We start from the raw sequence: 15,275 nt of genomic DNA on the forward strand, positions 1-15,275 counted from the left end.
CTACACTGTAGTGTATGCAGCATTCCCTGCTGCAACCCTATTTCAGAAGGATTAAAAAACATCGGAATCAGGAGTAATTTGTATGGTGTCTGTTGACATTATTTCCCGTGGATTGGAAAACGTAGTGGCAGTTCTTCCTGCCATCATTGGTGCAGTGATTGTTCTTCTTCTTGGCTGGATTGTCGGACGTGTGCTGGGCAAGGCAGTCCGTATCATCGTCGACAAGGCCATGGCCGCTGTATCGACCGCCCCCGTGATCGGGGAATCAGATGTGGGAAAGACCGTAGCAACATCGCATGTGTCGCTGGGCTATCTGGGCGACATCACCATGCGCTGTGTCGTGTACCTTATCGCAATCCTTGCGGCAGTTGACATCCTCAACCTCGACTACCTCAGCAAGTTCATGACGCAGGTCCTCGAGTACATTCCGCATGTTGTCGCATTCGTGATCATCCTTGTCGTGGGTATTATCCTTGTCGATTACTTCATCGACTTCTTCAGGAAGTATTCGCAGACCTCGCAGATCGAACTGGTCACCCCGGTTCTCGTCCTGCTCCGGCTCTTCCTGTACTTCGTTGTTGTCATGCTTGCACTCTCGCAGCTCATGCTTGACCTCACGATCATCTACACGATCATCACGCCCATCTTCTGGGGCATCGGTATCGGCCTTGGCGCCTCGATCGCAATCGTTGTCTGGTTCGGTATGAAGAACCGCAGCGAACAGATCATGGACAAGGTCGTGGAATCAATCACAAAGTAAGGATCACAAAAAAAGACCCTGTATTCTTGTGCAGGAAAAGGGGATTTTTTCCCCTCACTTTATACCCGTCCTTTTTTCATGCTTCCCGCAGATACCTCCGCCACTTTGGAACCGGTCCGGATCAGAGGGAGCGCTGGCAGCTGTTCCCCCCCTCCGGCAACATTCATCATGGCAGACCACGCAATACTTTTCAAGAACCATGATCCCCTTCCGGGAGGTCTCCCGTGACCGGAGGCCGGCGGATCTCTCACGGGCAGGGATCCGCACAAGGATAAGAAATCATGGAGATCCTATCATGAACAGGAACTATACGCATCTTGTGCTCCTTCTTGTCATAGCGTGCATGGTCGTGCCCGTGATGGCCGATGAAGGGAACGTCACGAACACGAGCATTTCCACGACCAGCGAAACAACCCTCGTCACCACAGAGACCACCGTTCCACCGACAACGACCGTGGAAACGACGGCCACCACCGCAGTGCCGACAACCACCACTGCGGCCCCGACAACGACCACTACAACCATCCCGGCAACAACCGTGACAACGGTCATTCCCACCACAACACCGACAACCGGGGGCGTGTTCGTGGCCTCGTCCCCTCCCGGTGCTGCAATCCTGATCGATGGGGTGTATTACGGGACTACCCCGGCAACAGTACCCGGGCTTGCGCCGGGAAACCACCTGATCCGCCTTTCCCTCAGCGGGTATATCGATTATGAAGGGACGATCTATGTTATTGCCGGCCAGGAGACTACCGAGTACGGGACGCTCCACCCCATGAGCACCGGCTCCCCGCAGATTATTGTCGCCACGCCATCGGCGCCTCCCGCCACTGCTGCCCCGGTAATAACGGCCCAGCCGGTTGCCACAGAACCCGTTTCTGAGAGCCCGCTTGAGAACCCGACTGTGCTTGCGGCCCTGATTGGTATCGTCACCGCATCGATCGGCGCCGGTGCATCCATCTTTACGCACAAGGCAAAGACAGAAGCGGCGAAAAAGGAAGACGAGACAAAGAAAGAATAATTACACGGGCGTTTGGGGGTACCTGATACCTCTGCCCGGTTTTCCTGTTTTTGCAGTTTCCATCCTCACGACCCTGTATGATGTCCCTGCCGCCAGGGTCGGCTTTTCAAAACCGCTTCCTGAATCAGCACTCATAAATCTCCTCACGGCCCATCCGTAGATATGCTCAAGCTCTCGCCCGTGATGGAGGCCTACGAGAAGTCCCTGCTGGACGAACTCCATCGCCAGATTGCGATAGCAAAGGAGGCACGGTCGCGGGGCCTCGACCCCAGCATGGATGTCGAGATCCCGATTGCAAGCGACCTTGCGGACCGGGTGGAGGTCCTGACCGGGGTCAAAGGGGTGGCAGCCCGGATCCGCGAGCTCGAGGCAACGATGTCCCGCGAGGAGGCGGCACTCCGTATCGGTGACGATTTCGTTGCCCGGAGGTTCGGGGAGAAGGACATCATGGAAGTCCTCGACCACTCCATCCGCGTTGCCATGGCGCTCCTGACAGAAGGCGTCGTGTCGGCACCCACGGAAGGAATTGCCAAGGTCGCGCTCGGGAAGAACGATGACGGGACCCAGTACCTGATGATCTTCTATGCAGGCCCGATCCGGAGTGCCGGAGGTACGGCGCAGGCCATGTCGGTACTGGTCGGCGACTACGTGCGTCAGAAACTGGGGATTAACCGCTACATTGCGCGGCAGGATGAGGTGGAGCGGTACGTCGAGGAGATCCGGCAGTACAACTCGATCATGAACCTCCAGTACCTCCCGAGCGAGGCCGAGATCCGGCTCATCATCGAGAACTGCCCGGTCTGCATTGACGGTGAAGCAACCGAGCAGGAAGAGGTATCGGGCCACCGGAACCTGGAGCGGGTGGAGACGAACGTTGTGCGGGGGGGCATGGCGCTCGTCATCGGCGAAGGGATTGCCGGGAAGGCCCGGAAGCTCAAAGGCCGGGTCGAGAAGATGAAGATGGAGGGCTGGAACTGGCTCGACAAGCTGATCGCCGGTGCGGCCAAGAGCGGGGATGGCGGCAAGAGCACGGGAGTAAAGCCGCTCGACAAGTACCTCCGCGATCTCATCGGCGGCCGGCCGGTCTTCTCCTACCCGATGCGGAAAGGGGGGTTCCGGCTCCGGTACGGGAGGTCCCGGAACACCGGGTTTGCCGCTGCCGGCATGCATCCGGCCACGCTCTATGTCCTCGGAGAATTCCTTGCGACGGGCACCCAGATGAAGACCGAGCGGCCCGGCAAGGCCTGCGGGGTGGTGCCGGTGGATACGCTCGAGGGCCCGACGGTGCGGCTCAGGGAAGGCAGCGTTCTCCGGATCGATGACGAAGCCACGGCAAAACGGCTCAGCCCGGGGATCGAGAAGATCCTCGATATCGGCGAGATCCTCATCTCATTCGGGGAATTTCTGGAGAACAACCATCCGCTCGTGCCGGCAGGATACTGCGAGGAGTGGTGGCAGCTTGACGTGGGGGATGGGGTAAAGCCTCCGAAGGATGAGACGGAGGCCCTGGACTCTGCGAAGAAGGGGGGATATCTCCACCCGGCGTGGACGTGGTTCTGGGACGACATCTCTTCCGACCAGATCCGGGCAGTTGCCGGGTATGTAGCCGCAAAAGGGGCGATACAGGAAGATGGCCTCCACATCCCGCTGGATCCGGCCATCAAGACAGCGCTTGAAGAGATCCTCCTGCCCCATGATGTCCGTGATGACGAGATCGTGATCCATACGTACCTGGCGTTCCTTGCCGGGCTCGGGCTTGACAGCAACCTGAAGAAACGGGATACCTGGCAGACTCTTCCTGCTGACGCAGCCCCGCTCGATCTCGTGATGCACCTCTCCGGCCTGAAGATGCGGTCCCGGTCCGGGACACGGATCGGCGGCCGCATGGGCCGGCCGGGGAAATCGAAACCCCGGAAGATGAACCCGCCGCCCCATGTCCTCTTCCCGCTCGGGGACTCCGGCGGGGCCCGGCGTTCTTTCCAGTCCGCCTCCACGCATACCGCGGAGATTGACGCAGACAATGTGGATCTTGACTTCCAGAAAGAGGGCGGGATCATCGAGATCGAAGTGGGACGGCGCCGGTGCAGCCAGTGCGGTGAGATCACCTACATGAACCGCTGCGGGAACTGCGGCGGGCACACGATCGCCCTCTTCACCTGCTCAAAGTGCGGCCACGAGCTTACGCAGGACCGCTGCCCGAACTGCGATGTCCCCGCCCTGTGCAGCCAGCGGATCAGCCTGAACGTGAAGGCAGAGTACGCAAAGGCGATGGAGCGGATGGGCCTGAAGGCCGACAGCATCGCGCTCGTCAAGGGGGTCAAGGGCGTCATCTCGCGGGAGAAGACCGTGGAGGCAATGGAGAAGGGGATTCTCCGGGCGCAGCAGAACGTCTTTGTCTTCAAGGACGGCACGACCCGGTTCGATATGATCGACCTGCCGCTCACCCACATCCGGCCTGATGAGGTCCGCGTTCCCGTCGAGAAGATGCGTTCGCTCGGGTACACGAAAGATACGCACGGCTACGACCTCCAGAACGGGTCGCAGGTCGTCGAGCTCCACCCGCAGGACATCCTCGTCTCCGACTCCTGCGCCGAATGGCTGATCAGCGTGGCAAAGTTCATGGACGAACTGCTCGTCAAATGCTATGGCCTTGAACCCTTCTACAAGGTCAGCAAGCCCGATGACCTCATCGGGCATCTCGTCATCGGCCTTGCCCCGCACACGAGCGCCGGCGTTCTGGCACGGATCGTCGGGTTCACCCGGGCCAACGTGGGATATGCCCACCCGTTCTTCCATGCCGCCAAACGTCGGAACTGCTTCTGGGGCGACACGGAGATCGAGGTCAACGATGGGAAACGGTGGGAGAAGATCCCGATCCGGAAGTTCGTGCTGGAGAATTTCGACCTTACCCGGCCCGGCCTTGACCGGCTCGGCACCTATTACTCGGACCCGGCCCGTCCGTTCTGGACCCGCGCCGTAGACACCACCGGCCAGATCCGGCTCCGGAAGGTCACCTCGGTCTCGGTCCACCGGGCCCCGCAGACACTGATACGGTTCACCACCTCCCGCGGGAAGGAGCTCGTCGTTACCCCCGACCACGCGATGCTGGTCTGGGACACCGGCTATCTCCGCAAGATCCGGGCCATGGAACTCAAACCCGGCGATGCAGTACCTGTCTTCGAGGGCTCTTGTGTCATCTCCGATACGATCAAGCTGGCCGAACAGGTCCCCGCCCCTGAGGAACGCGTGTACTGCCTGACGGTTGCCGATGACCACACCCTGGTGGCAAATGGCATCTTCACCGGCCAGTGCGACGGCGACGAGGACTGCATCATGCTCCTTCTCGATGGCCTTATCAACTTCTCGCGCTCGTTTTTGCCCCAGAACCGCGGGGGCTCCATGGACGCACCCCTGGTGCTGACGAGCCGTATCGACCCGGCTGAGATCGACAAGGAAGCGCTCAATGTCGATGTCTGTGAGCGGTACCCGATCGAGGTCTACACGAGTGCCCTCACGTACGCGGAGCCAAAAACCATCGTCAAGCTCATCGACCGCGTCGAGAACCGGCTCGGCACGCCGGCCCAGCTTGAGGGCTTCCAGTTCACCCACGACACCTCGGATATCTCGGCCGGCCCCATCGAATCCATGTACACCCAGATGAAGACGATGACCGACAAGCTCGGTGCAGAACTTGAACTCGCTGAGAAGATCCGGGCGGTGGATGCCGATGACGTGGCAGAGCGGGTCTTAAACACGCACTTCATCCGCGACCTGATGGGAAACCTCTCGGCCTTCTCCAAGCAGAAGTTCCGGTGCACGAAGTGCAACACGAGCTACCGTCGCATGCCGCTTGCCGGCAAGTGCACGAAGTTCAAAGGCAAGGGCATCTGCAATGGCAATATCATCCCGACCGTCCACGAGGGCTCTGTCAAGAAGTACCTGGAGATGTCCCGGGAGATCTGCCGGAAATACCATATTTCAGAATACACCAAGCAGCGGGTGGAAGTGATCGATTTAGCGATTGAGTCTACCTTCGGTGAGGAGAAGCAGCAACAGCTTGGGTTGGCGGATTTCATGTAGACTGCCGTTCCCGCAAGGGAAGGGCAGGCTGGAGAATCGAACAAGTCATCAGACTTGTGAGATGAGAAGAACGTAGTTCTTCGAGGAACCCGAAGGGTTCTTCGACCAAGGTGTGGGTTGAAGATATCCGGCGGAAATTTTCTCCTTCTCGAACCTCCCTTCTCCCTCCCCTAAATCGTCGTGATCCCCGCCATGATGAGGGAGAAGAGCACGAGATCGTAGACCCCGTGCGCAATGGCGCTCGTTGAGGTGTTGGTGTACTGCCGGAGCACACCGAAGCAGAGCCCGATGAGGAAGACCTCGATAACACCATCCCACGCGTACTGGTACGCATGAAGGGATGCAAAGACCAGTGCCGCAAGGAGGATACCGAACCGGGGTTGGATCACGCCGCGGACCGAGAGTTCTTCCCCAAACCCTGCGGCGACTGATGCCACGAGTGCCGCAAGTGGCGTGAAGGAAGCGATGAACAGGTTGTTCACCAAAGTTTCGTCTGTCACCGTGATACCGCAGGCAACGAAGAGCTGCACCAGGAGATCATCAATGACGGTAAAGGCTCCTACGAGCAGGATGCCTGCTGCTACCCCGAGGGCAACCTGCCGGGCGGAAGGCCGGACCAGGCCAAGACGAGAGAGCGTTGCTGAAAGGTCTTTTCTCACCCAGAGCCCGACAAAGAAGAACGAGGCAACGGTTGTCCAGATGAGGGTGAAGATGTCGAGCTTGACGCTGGAACCCGGCTCCTCGCTCCCGATACCAAGGGCTTCCTGCAGCCCGGCATCCAGGAACGGAGCATTGCCGTTGACAGCCAGCGGGACCAATGGAAGAACAATGAGCGCGATAACACAGACAAGACCGATGGTATGGGCAAACGAATCCGGGTTGAACGGGAGGACGCGGGACAGGAGCCCACGCAACCAGCGGGAGAAGCCGAGGAGACTGGCGAGGACAGCCCCGAGCGAGACGAGGAGTACCAGGCCCATCGATTCCGGAGGCTGCGTCTCAAGAAACGCGTCGAGGGCCGCCTCATCGCCGGAGAGACTGATCACCGGTGCAAGAGTGATCATAAGGGTCACGACCCAGATACTGAAGAGGATACCAAGGAGCCAGAGGACTGCGGTATACCGGGCCCAGCGGTACGTCTCCCCTGTATAGGCGAGGAAGGCGAGGATGACAAAGGGTGCTACCATCCCGCCGGCAAGCACGAACTCCCCAAGGTCCCCGCCCAGGACCTCAGAACCTGAAAGCGCCAGCAGGATGAGGAAGAATACGATTACCGGGACTGCAATGAGGAGATCGCGGTATCGGCCCTGCCACAAGCGCTCAATCATGCTCATCTAATGGGGACATTTTGGTAATTAAGGATGTGGGAATTGGGAATTTCTTGGCGGCATTTTGTGTCCTGTGAAAGCCTTTTACTCTCCTCTCCCCCATACTATTCTGCGCGAGAATATCTAAGTGGCCAACAGAGGCAGACTCAAGATCTGTTCCCGAAGGGGTTCGCAGGTTCAACTCCTGCTTCTCGCATCTTTTCTGAACGTTTTTCTCATCAAACCGTACGAAAAAATTTTCAAACGCGATCGTTTTTTTCCGGTTTGCCCCTGCCCGACCCCCCTTTTCAGGTATGCAAAAAACACCTTAATTTCATGTGGAATCTGCGATGTAAACTTTCCTAAAAATTCCTCCACGCGAAACCAAGGGGGGTCGGGCAGGGGCAGCTTTTCAATCCGGATTTTTTTCGCGCGAAAAATTTTCAAACCCGGAATTATTTTGAAAAACTTGAGCCGGGTCTGGTTGTTCCTGCGCAACCAATCCGGTTAAAAAAACCCGGGTCAAAGAAAGTGTCTTATTGTGCCGTGTCTTTCGCGTTGAGCCGGGCAGCGATGATGAAATCGTTGAGGGTGAGTCCGCCGGCGGGATAGGTATACAGGGAGACATCGACATACCGGGACTCCCGCATGCAGATATCCGGGAAATGCCCCTCCTCGGTTGCGAGGGCTGCAATCTCGCCAAAGAACGCGATGCAGGCCGATGCATCAGCAAGGGTGAAGGTTCTGGAAATATGGCCGTTTTTTAAGGTCCAGCCCGGCACCTGCGCAAGGTATTCGAGAGTATCCTTTCTCGTGAGTGGGGGGGATCCTGCTTTATACGTGGTGCACTTCTGGTGTGCGAGTTCCATGGTTATCTCTCGGTGTGCCGGCAAAAAAAGTTTCTCCAAGGGAGCCCGCAAGCCGGACGCTCCCACGGCAGGGGATTTATCCCGGTTATGCGGCTGTAGCAGCCGGCTGTGCCTTTCCGGCCTGCACCTGCATGACGACCATGACGATGAGCGAGATCGGGAGTGCAATCACGATCGGGTCCACCGCGGTCCATGGTGCACCAAGGAGCGTGACCTTGCCGAAGAGTGCCTGGCAGAGGCCCAGAGGTTTTGCCTCCGCGGCATGGAAGAACGCAGTCCAGACAAACCAGACGACAGCACCGGTAACCATGCTCCACAGCGCTGCTTTTGTCGATGGCGCCTTTGCATAGACGCCTACGGCAAAAGCCGGCAGGAAGGCACAGGCGCAGAGCCCCATGAACATGACGGTAGCCCGGGCAATGATGCTGATGGGCATGAGCAGGGCGAGGATCGTTGAGAGGACCATCATGATGACGATGCCGGCCTGGTGTGCCTTTAAGGAGAGGGCGCACTCCCTCCCGCGGCCCCAGAGGTCGCAGATCAGGGCAGTGCCCATGGCATGGTAAAGGGCGGAGAGCGTGGACATGGCTGCCGAGAGGAGTGTCAGCATGAAGATGACAACAAAGATCTCGGGCATGGCCTGGTTGATGAAGAGCGGCATGATGGCATCGACATTGCCCCCGGCAGCATCGATGGCGATCTTGCCTGAAGTCTGGTAGAAATACACATTGCTGAGTGCTCCTACCGTGAACGCGACACCGGTCATCATCAGGATAAACGGCCCGCCGACAAGGACTGCCCGGTTCAGGGACTTGTTGTCCTTTGCCGTCATGAACCGGACCACGAGCTGTGGCTGAGCGAGTACCCCGATACCCACGCCGAGGACAAGCGTTGTTATGACCGTGAACCAGATCGGCGAGCCGAGTTCCGGCATGGTTGTCCAGCCGGTCATGCCCTGGCTTGCAAGTGCCTTGGGTACAAGGTCAGCCATATTGGTGAGGGCTGTCGCCCCGTTAGTCCATCCGCCGACCACCACAAGGGTGAGGGCCAGCAGGACGGTCATACCGATCAGCATGATGGTGCCCTGGAAGGCATCGGTATACATGACCGCGATGAGGCCCCCGAAGACCACGTAGACCGCGGTGATCACGGCAAAGAGGATCAGGGACGTCGTGTATTCGATCCCGAGCGTGGGCTCGATGAACCGTGCCCCGCCGATGAGGATGGCGGCAGTGTACAGCGGCATCGAGACAACGATGATGAACCCGGCAATGTACTGGAGGACCGGGGACTTGTAGATCTTGCACATCAGGTCCGGGAACGTGACCGCCGAGAGGCGGTGCCCGATCTCCCGGGTCTTCTTGCCAAAGAGGACGAACGCGAGCAGGATGCCGACCCCGATATTCAGCACCGTGAGCCAGATCAGGCTCATCCCGAGGTTTGCCGCCTGTCCCCCGAACCCGATGATCGCGGACGTGGAGATGAACGTTGCACCGTACGAAAGGGCGATGATCACCGGGTGGCTGCACCGTCCGGCAACCAGGTAGTCCTCGGAGCTTTTCGTCTTCTTGTACCCGAAATAGCCGATGATGAGGGTGGCTGCAAGGTAGATGAGCACCAGCGCCGTCATCGTCAGCGTATTAACTGCCATGACCGCCGTCCCCCTCGTTCCAGTACAGCAAACCGTACACGATACACGCCAGGGCTAACCCGATGGACAGCCCATAGCCGAGCACTATCTGTAGATCAGGAATTCCAAAGAGCATAGAAAAACCTCTGGTAAACTCTTCATCGCGACATTACACGGGGACCAAACAGAACGACGGTCCCCTATCTAAAGAAGAATGCGTAGCACGGGCTCTTGTGAGAAACAGTGGAATAAGCCCCTTGCAACCTCATTGTTTACCGGATCTTACTCTGAAGACCACAATATATAACGGTTTTCAATTATTCTCTGGTGCATACTTCTGTACAATGCTATCCTATAGCACGCTATTGGCCATCCGCGCAAAAGACCATATCGGTAGCGGCTTAACCCTCTTCAGGTACAACCGTGGCATCCGTCTTCTCCACCCTCCACGAGTCTCTCCGGCAGGTGCTCTCCCAGCGGCTTGGCTGGTTTGAACTCCGCGAGGTGCAGGAACGGGCCTGTGTCGCCATCTCCGGGGGGAGCGACACGCTGGTCATTGCCCCTACGGCCGGGGGAAAGTCCGAGGCTGCCCTGATCCCGGTGATGGACGCTGTCCTGAAAAATGGCCAGCCCGGGGTGGCCTGCCTCTATATCGCACCCACAAAAGCGCTGATCAATGATCAGGAAGAGCGGTTCTCTGCATTCTGCCTGCCGACATCGTTGTCAGTGATGAAATGGCATGGCGATGTCCCCAAAGGGGGGCGGTCATGGAAAGGGGAGCCTCCCCATTTCCTGATGATCACTCCCGAATCGCTTGAGGTCCTCCTGCAGGAGCGCGAGCTCTCGCAAGACCTAAGGCAGGTACGTTTTGTCATCGTTGACGAGCTCCACGCATTCGTGGAGACCGATCGCGGTGTCCATCTCAGGGTGCTGCTCGACCGGCTGGACGAACTGGCCGGGCGGAAGATCCAGCGGATCGGCCTCTCTGCCACGGCCGGGAACCCGCAGGAGATCCTCTCCTGGCTCTCCGATGGGAGGCAGGGCCAGAAACTGGTTGAGGTAGCCCCGGCACCCAGAGAGAAACACTTCTCGTTCATCATCGAGCCGGACGAGGACCTGCGGACGAGTGCGCTTGTGCGGGTCGTTACCGGGAGAAAGGCGCTGGTCTTTGTCAATAGCCGGAGCGGTGCCGAGCACCTCATGAAAGCCCTCTCCGGGCGGGTGCGTAACCTCCATATCCACCACTCGTCACTCTCTCCGGTGATGCGGAGGAAGGCCGAGGAGGCGTTCCTGTCTGAGGACGGGGCCTGCATTGTCTGCACGAGCACGCTCGAACTGGGGATCGATATCGGCGACTTGGATGTTGTGGTCCAGGTGGGTCCACCGGATACCGTGTCGTCCTTCCTCCAGCGGATGGGCCGGAGCGGGAGGCGGGGACGCCCGGCGTTCGTTGTCTTTGTACTGGAAACCCCCTGTCAGCTGCTCTGCAGCTGTGCCATCATCGAATGTGCCATCGACCGCAGGGTCGAGAACCTGCACCCACCGGAGCAACCCTATAATGTCCTCCTCCAGCAGCTCTTCCTTGCCCTTCAGAAGGGGCGGACTGGCTGGGGAACCCTTATGAAAACCCTCCTTGCCCGGCCGGCATTTTCCGGGATCCGGCCGACGGAGCTGGAACGCCTGATTCGGCACCTCGTCGATGAGGGGTTCATTGCAACCGACGGCGAGATGCTGATGCCCGGGACCGAGGCGGAGCGGGTGCTGGGGCGATCGAACTGGAAAGACCTGTACTCGGTCATTGCCGGCGGCGGGGAGTACCGGGCCATGACGCCCGAGGGCGAGGCCGTGGGGAAGCTCGATGCACGTTTTGTCAACAGCCACAGCGATGGCGACGTGACGCTGGGCGGCCAGATCTGGTCGATGGTGAAGTGTGACGAAGGCCACAACATTGTCGTTGTTGTTCCGTCTGTCGCTGGTGGGGCCCGCACCTTCTGGAGGGGCAGTGGCGAAGCCGGGTTCTCCGGCCTCATCTGCGAGCGGGCCGGGGCTATCCGGAAGGAGAGAACAACCCGGCTGCCGCTTGGGGATCCTGAACGGGCCATACTCCACAACGCCCTGCAAACAATCCCGAAGGAGGTGGACGGGAGCGGTCTCTTTGTGAGAGAAAGGAAGCGGGCCGGAAGGAGGATCGTGGAGGTGTACTCCTTCCACGGCAGCAGGTTCAACCGCGTCCTTGCACTCCTCCTTGTCCACTGCCTGGGAGAGAAGTCAAGGGTCAGTTCCGGTGATTTCCTTCTCCGCGTGTCGGGTGCAGGCAAACAGGATACCATTGCCCGGGTGATCGCTGCACTGGAGGCAGTCCGGGCATTGAGCCCGGGAGAGATTGCGGAGATTCTCCCGGCACCGCAACGGGATGCCTGGAAATTCGCCGGGCTCCTTTCAGACCATCTCTTCCGGAAGACTGTTCTTCCGGATTATTACCATATTACCGAGTTTAAACAAAGACTCGCGGGGATGGCGGTTACTGCGCTTCCTCCCTCTGCCCCGGAGCCCGGCACGGGGGAGTGATCCGCTCCCCTTTCCAAGAAGGACGGATCCCTTTTTGTGATACCCCGGAAAACGGTTCTTATGCAAAAATGGCTCGCCCTTATCACCCTTGTTGCGGTCCTGGTGCTTGTCGGGGGGTGCGTTCAGGAAACTCCCGCGGAACCGTCTTCAATGCCGGTTCCGGCAACAACCGCCAAACAGGTAACCACTCAGAAAACCCCGCTGCCGGTCGCAACCATCATCCCCCCCACGCCAACGCTCACGCCAACAGAGCTCACCGTCTGGATCTACGACACCGGTTTCTCACCCAAAGAAGTCACGGTTAAAGTGGGATCGCAGGTCCGGTGGGTCAATGCAGACGAGGGACCCCACCGGGTCAGCTTTGTCACGGGCGGGTTCACCGCGTTCCTGCTTGCCCCCGGCCAGTCCTCAAGCCAGAAATTCACCCGGCCGGGCGTGTATGAGTACAGCTGCATTATTGCCCCTGCGATGCAGGGACGGGTTACCGTAGTGGAATAGAACGATCCCCGGGCAATCCTGCAATCCCTTTTTTCATTTTTTTCGAGCGATACGCAGAAGCAACCGGAATACCGGGCCTGATGGCAATTACCGTAAGCGTTGTCACAAAAAAACGTCACAAAGGCGCCATTGGCAGGTAAAAACGGATCCGGAGCCGCCGGGGTTACAGCCCGACAAGGCGGAGGATGGCACCCACGAGGATACCGAACATAGAGGTTGACGCCGAGAGCATCCCGAGCAGGATATACCCGGCGATTGCCCCGATCTTCAGGGGCATGTAGGTGCGGTTCAGGTTCAGCCTGCGGATGGCGCGGAATGCCTTTGCGTCGGCGGATATGGGGGGTTTGTTCTGTTTGATCCGGAGCATCCTTTGTTCACCTGTTCCCGGCCGCTGCACTGTTCCCTGAGGGCAGCATCCTGTATTGATCATATAATATGAACATTCGATATTTATTGCTTTGGAACGGGTAATAAAAGAGAAAATCAATTATATGGATTTTTTACAAAAAATTCAACCAATCTGGGAATATTTTTCAGAATTTTCAGGAGAAGAGATCCGCATCACTGTACCACCCCGCGAACGGGAACGGAAAGGCAGGATGAAGACACGTGACAGACGCCGAGGGGGTGCGTTAACAATAATGTTCAACTCTCAACTAAAGAAGATTTGAACGTTTCTAAATACGCCGAGGGGGAGATTTTATGATCGGAGTTCAAATCACCCCCAGAAATCAGCCGAACAGAGCCCATTTTAAGTCACGTTCTCATCTCGCGCGTTTTCAGAAGTATGGTTATCTAATAATGATTTTCGGATCAAGAGAAATCCGCGAGTGTTGCAATTTTCGATTCTGGCTTTCGGATTGCTTCGAGATGTTGCGGGAGATCAAGGGGCGAATCCAAGGATATTGCACCTAGTGATAGTAATTTTTTATACCCTCTGAACGCTCTTTCATCTGATTTATCCGCTCGGACAATGAAAACCGTTTTTCCATGTTTAAATGCGGTTTCAGCCTGGCGAATCGACCCCCCATGTTCGTCACTCTCGATCACAATAACAGCATTTGAGAGTGCACTCGTAATGCGGTTTCTCTCAATATATCGGCCCTTATGCATTTTAGTGAGATTAGTGATCTCGCTGATAAGGGCACCGGAAAAAACAATCTTATTGGCGAGATCTCTGTTCTCTGTTGGAACAATGTTATCGATATCCCCAGGTAGGATTGCTATTGTTTTTCCGCCACATTCAAGCGCTGTTTGATGTGCATAGGTATCAGTTCCTAGAGCGAGGCCACTGACAATAACAAATCCAAGGTCAACGCATGTTTTAACGATCTCTCGAACATTTTCTATCCCTTTGGGACTGATTGTTCTCGATCCTACCACACCTATTGCAGGCTTTGTAAGGCACGAGGGATCCCCTTTTTGATAAATTATGAATGGGGGATCTGAAATATTGATGAGTTTTTTTGGATACGCATTATCATTGATTGAAATGATACGAACATCCTCTCTCGTGTACCCATTGATGGCATCGACATAGAAGTCAATTAGTCTCTTTTTCCGGATATTCTCGGATTTTTCAATAATGGGTCCGATATCCGGATAACGGTAAACACAATGAACATAATTGACGAATGTGTTGTCAAATAACTCATGCAGGAATACGCTATCCTGGAAATATTTGACATACTCCATTTTTTTTAACGACTGTGTATCATTGAGACAAGCAAGAAAAGCTATCTCTTTGATAGAATTTTTAGTCATTATATCTCCGTAATGTTTCCATGTGTCTCCGGTTGACCATTCTCCCAATTACAAGTGATTTGATAGTACTTGCACCATTCGCTTTAAGCACTCTAGCGCATTCTCGTTTTGTAACCATGTCAATACACGTATCATCTATGAGGAGAACAGACTCATCACTCTCGAAGACATAATTGCATCCAATCTTTCCTGCAATTTCAGCCTCTTTTTCACGGTGATCATGGATGTCATGCATTGATCGATAGGGCTGTTGTTTGTAGAGAACGTCCACGAATGGCTTCCCATAATGAGCAGCAATACCTTGTGCCAAGAGGCCAGATTGGTTGTATCCCCCATCCTGCGTACCTCTCATCACTGGGATTACCACATCTAATTCTTGAAGGTCTGGATATTGAACATCAATTGCATAATACATACATTCCAAGAGAAGTGGGGCAAGCCGTTTGTCTCTTTTAAAGCGACGGATCTCATTACTGAGAACATCATCGGGCTTTTCGTCCTCATAGTAATATTTTCCAAACGCTCTGACTTGAACGATAGGATGGAGTTTATCGGAACAATCTTTACAAGCTCCACAATAAGGATGAGATAATGCAAACGAATCAGGAATAGGATTCCCACAAATCTCACAATATGGTGGGTGAAGAATTTCTAGTTCAGTCCCATCAGAGCGTGTAAACACCTGACACATTGACTGCCCTCATCTCTCGGATGTATCGCACTTCTTTCAATGTTGTAGTATTAATCAAGGCACTATATATTCGATACCGCATGG

Annotated in this window: 13 protein-coding genes; 5 read left to right on the plus strand and 8 right to left on the minus strand. The window is 56.4% G+C overall.

Features of this window, described 5'->3' with window-relative positions; all coding sequences use genetic code 11:
* The first annotated feature begins 82 nt into the window (after positions 1–82).
* Together METFOR_RS01370 and METFOR_RS01375 are read left to right on the plus strand one after the other, a co-directional pair.
* Complete coding sequence (locus METFOR_RS01370; protein WP_015284317.1) at positions 83–760, plus strand: mechanosensitive ion channel family protein; 678 nt, start codon at positions 83–85, stop codon at positions 758–760.
* A gap of 295 nt (positions 761–1,055) precedes the next feature.
* The gene (locus tag METFOR_RS01375; RefSeq protein WP_015284318.1) at positions 1,056–1,784 is read left to right on the plus strand and encodes a PEGA domain-containing protein; all 729 of its coding nucleotides are present in this window, start codon (positions 1,056–1,058) and stop codon (positions 1,782–1,784) included.
* On the opposite strand, the gene METFOR_RS16030 is transcribed toward METFOR_RS01375, so the two are convergent.
* A complete protein-coding gene (locus tag METFOR_RS16030; protein WP_267878660.1) occupies positions 1,785–1,919 on the minus strand; it encodes a hypothetical protein in 135 nt (44 codons plus the stop codon). It abuts the gene before it with no gap.
* A gap of 27 nt (positions 1,920–1,946) precedes the next feature.
* Here METFOR_RS16030 and METFOR_RS01380 point away from each other — a divergent pair, with 27 nt between their 5' ends.
* Positions 1,947–5,864 (plus strand): DNA-directed DNA polymerase II large subunit, encoded by a 3,918-nt coding sequence (locus METFOR_RS01380; RefSeq protein WP_015284319.1) that lies wholly within the window; start codon positions 1,947–1,949, stop codon positions 5,862–5,864.
* Positions 5,865–6,034: 170 nt separating this feature from the next.
* On the opposite strand, the gene METFOR_RS01385 is transcribed toward METFOR_RS01380, so the two are convergent.
* The 4 genes from METFOR_RS01385 to METFOR_RS16115 form a co-directional block, all read right to left on the minus strand.
* The gene (locus tag METFOR_RS01385) at positions 6,035–7,192 is read right to left on the minus strand and encodes a CPBP family intramembrane glutamic endopeptidase (RefSeq protein ID WP_015284320.1); all 1,158 of its coding nucleotides are present in this window, start codon (positions 7,190–7,192) and stop codon (positions 6,035–6,037) included.
* 515 nt (positions 7,193–7,707) lie between these two features.
* Entirely contained in the window at positions 7,708–8,040 is a 333-nt protein-coding gene (locus METFOR_RS01395; RefSeq protein ID WP_015284321.1) for a 4a-hydroxytetrahydrobiopterin dehydratase, read from the minus strand.
* Between the two features lie 85 nt (positions 8,041–8,125).
* On the minus strand, positions 8,126–9,691 hold the full coding sequence (locus METFOR_RS01400) for a sodium:solute symporter family protein (RefSeq protein ID WP_015284322.1): 1,566 nt from the start codon (positions 9,689–9,691) through the stop codon (positions 8,126–8,128).
* Complete coding sequence (locus METFOR_RS16115) at positions 9,681–9,806, minus strand: symporter small accessory protein (RefSeq protein WP_015284323.1); 126 nt, start codon at positions 9,804–9,806, stop codon at positions 9,681–9,683. Before METFOR_RS16115 ends, METFOR_RS01400 begins: the two co-directional genes overlap by 11 nt.
* A gap of 287 nt (positions 9,807–10,093) precedes the next feature.
* Here METFOR_RS16115 and METFOR_RS01405 point away from each other — a divergent pair, with 287 nt between their 5' ends.
* Both METFOR_RS01405 and METFOR_RS14340 read left to right on the plus strand, forming a co-directional pair.
* Positions 10,094–12,238 (plus strand): DEAD/DEAH box helicase, encoded by a 2,145-nt coding sequence (locus METFOR_RS01405; protein WP_015284324.1) that lies wholly within the window; start codon positions 10,094–10,096, stop codon positions 12,236–12,238.
* Between the two features lie 60 nt (positions 12,239–12,298).
* Positions 12,299–12,736, plus strand: a complete 438-nt coding sequence (locus METFOR_RS14340) for a plastocyanin/azurin family copper-binding protein (protein ID WP_015284325.1) — start codon at positions 12,299–12,301, stop codon at positions 12,734–12,736.
* A gap of 163 nt (positions 12,737–12,899) precedes the next feature.
* Here METFOR_RS14340 and METFOR_RS01415 read toward each other — a convergent pair whose 3' ends face one another.
* The 3 genes from METFOR_RS01415 to METFOR_RS01425 form a co-directional block, all read right to left on the minus strand.
* Positions 12,900–13,103 carry a hypothetical protein gene (locus METFOR_RS01415; RefSeq protein WP_015284326.1) on the minus strand — a complete coding sequence of 68 codons (204 nt, stop codon included), beginning with the start codon at positions 13,101–13,103 and terminating at the stop codon, positions 12,900–12,902.
* 446 nt (positions 13,104–13,549) lie between these two features.
* Positions 13,550–14,431, minus strand: coding sequence for a DNA-processing protein DprA (gene dprA, locus METFOR_RS01420; RefSeq protein WP_233504426.1), 882 nt, complete (start codon positions 14,429–14,431; stop codon positions 13,550–13,552).
* 61 nt (positions 14,432–14,492) lie between these two features.
* Positions 14,493–15,191 (minus strand): ComF family protein, encoded by a 699-nt coding sequence (locus METFOR_RS01425; RefSeq protein ID WP_015284328.1) that lies wholly within the window; start codon positions 15,189–15,191, stop codon positions 14,493–14,495.
* Positions 15,192–15,275 lie beyond the last annotated feature (84 nt).

Origin of the sequence: Methanoregula formicica SMSP, assembly GCF_000327485.1 — an archaeon.
Classification (GTDB): Archaea; Halobacteriota; Methanomicrobia; order Methanomicrobiales; family Methanospirillaceae; genus Methanoregula; species Methanoregula formicica.

Coding starts and splice junctions, on each gene's coding strand:
- METFOR_RS01385 (WP_015284320.1), bottom strand. CDS start 7,192: ATGATTGAGCGCTTGTGGCAGGGCCGATACCGCGATCTCCTCATTGCA.
- METFOR_RS14340 (WP_015284325.1), top strand. CDS start 12,299: ATGCAAAAATGGCTCGCCCTTATCACCCTTGTTGCGGTCCTGGTGCTT.
- dprA (WP_233504426.1), bottom strand. CDS start 14,431: ATGGAGTATGTCAAATATTTCCAGGATAGCGTATTCCTGCATGAGTTA.
- METFOR_RS16030 (WP_267878660.1), bottom strand. CDS start 1,919: ATGAGTGCTGATTCAGGAAGCGGTTTTGAAAAGCCGACCCTGGCGGCA.
- METFOR_RS01415 (WP_015284326.1), bottom strand. CDS start 13,103: ATGCTCCGGATCAAACAGAACAAACCCCCCATATCCGCCGACGCAAAG.
- METFOR_RS01400 (WP_015284322.1), bottom strand. CDS start 9,691: ATGGCAGTTAATACGCTGACGATGACGGCGCTGGTGCTCATCTACCTT.
- METFOR_RS01380 (WP_015284319.1), top strand. CDS start 1,947: ATGCTCAAGCTCTCGCCCGTGATGGAGGCCTACGAGAAGTCCCTGCTG.
- METFOR_RS01425 (WP_015284328.1), bottom strand. CDS start 15,191: ATGTGTCAGGTGTTTACACGCTCTGATGGGACTGAACTAGAAATTCTT.
- METFOR_RS01375 (WP_015284318.1), top strand. CDS start 1,056: ATGAACAGGAACTATACGCATCTTGTGCTCCTTCTTGTCATAGCGTGC.
- METFOR_RS01395 (WP_015284321.1), bottom strand. CDS start 8,040: ATGGAACTCGCACACCAGAAGTGCACCACGTATAAAGCAGGATCCCCC.
- METFOR_RS16115 (WP_015284323.1), bottom strand. CDS start 9,806: ATGCTCTTTGGAATTCCTGATCTACAGATAGTGCTCGGCTATGGGCTG.
- METFOR_RS01370 (WP_015284317.1), top strand. CDS start 83: ATGGTGTCTGTTGACATTATTTCCCGTGGATTGGAAAACGTAGTGGCA.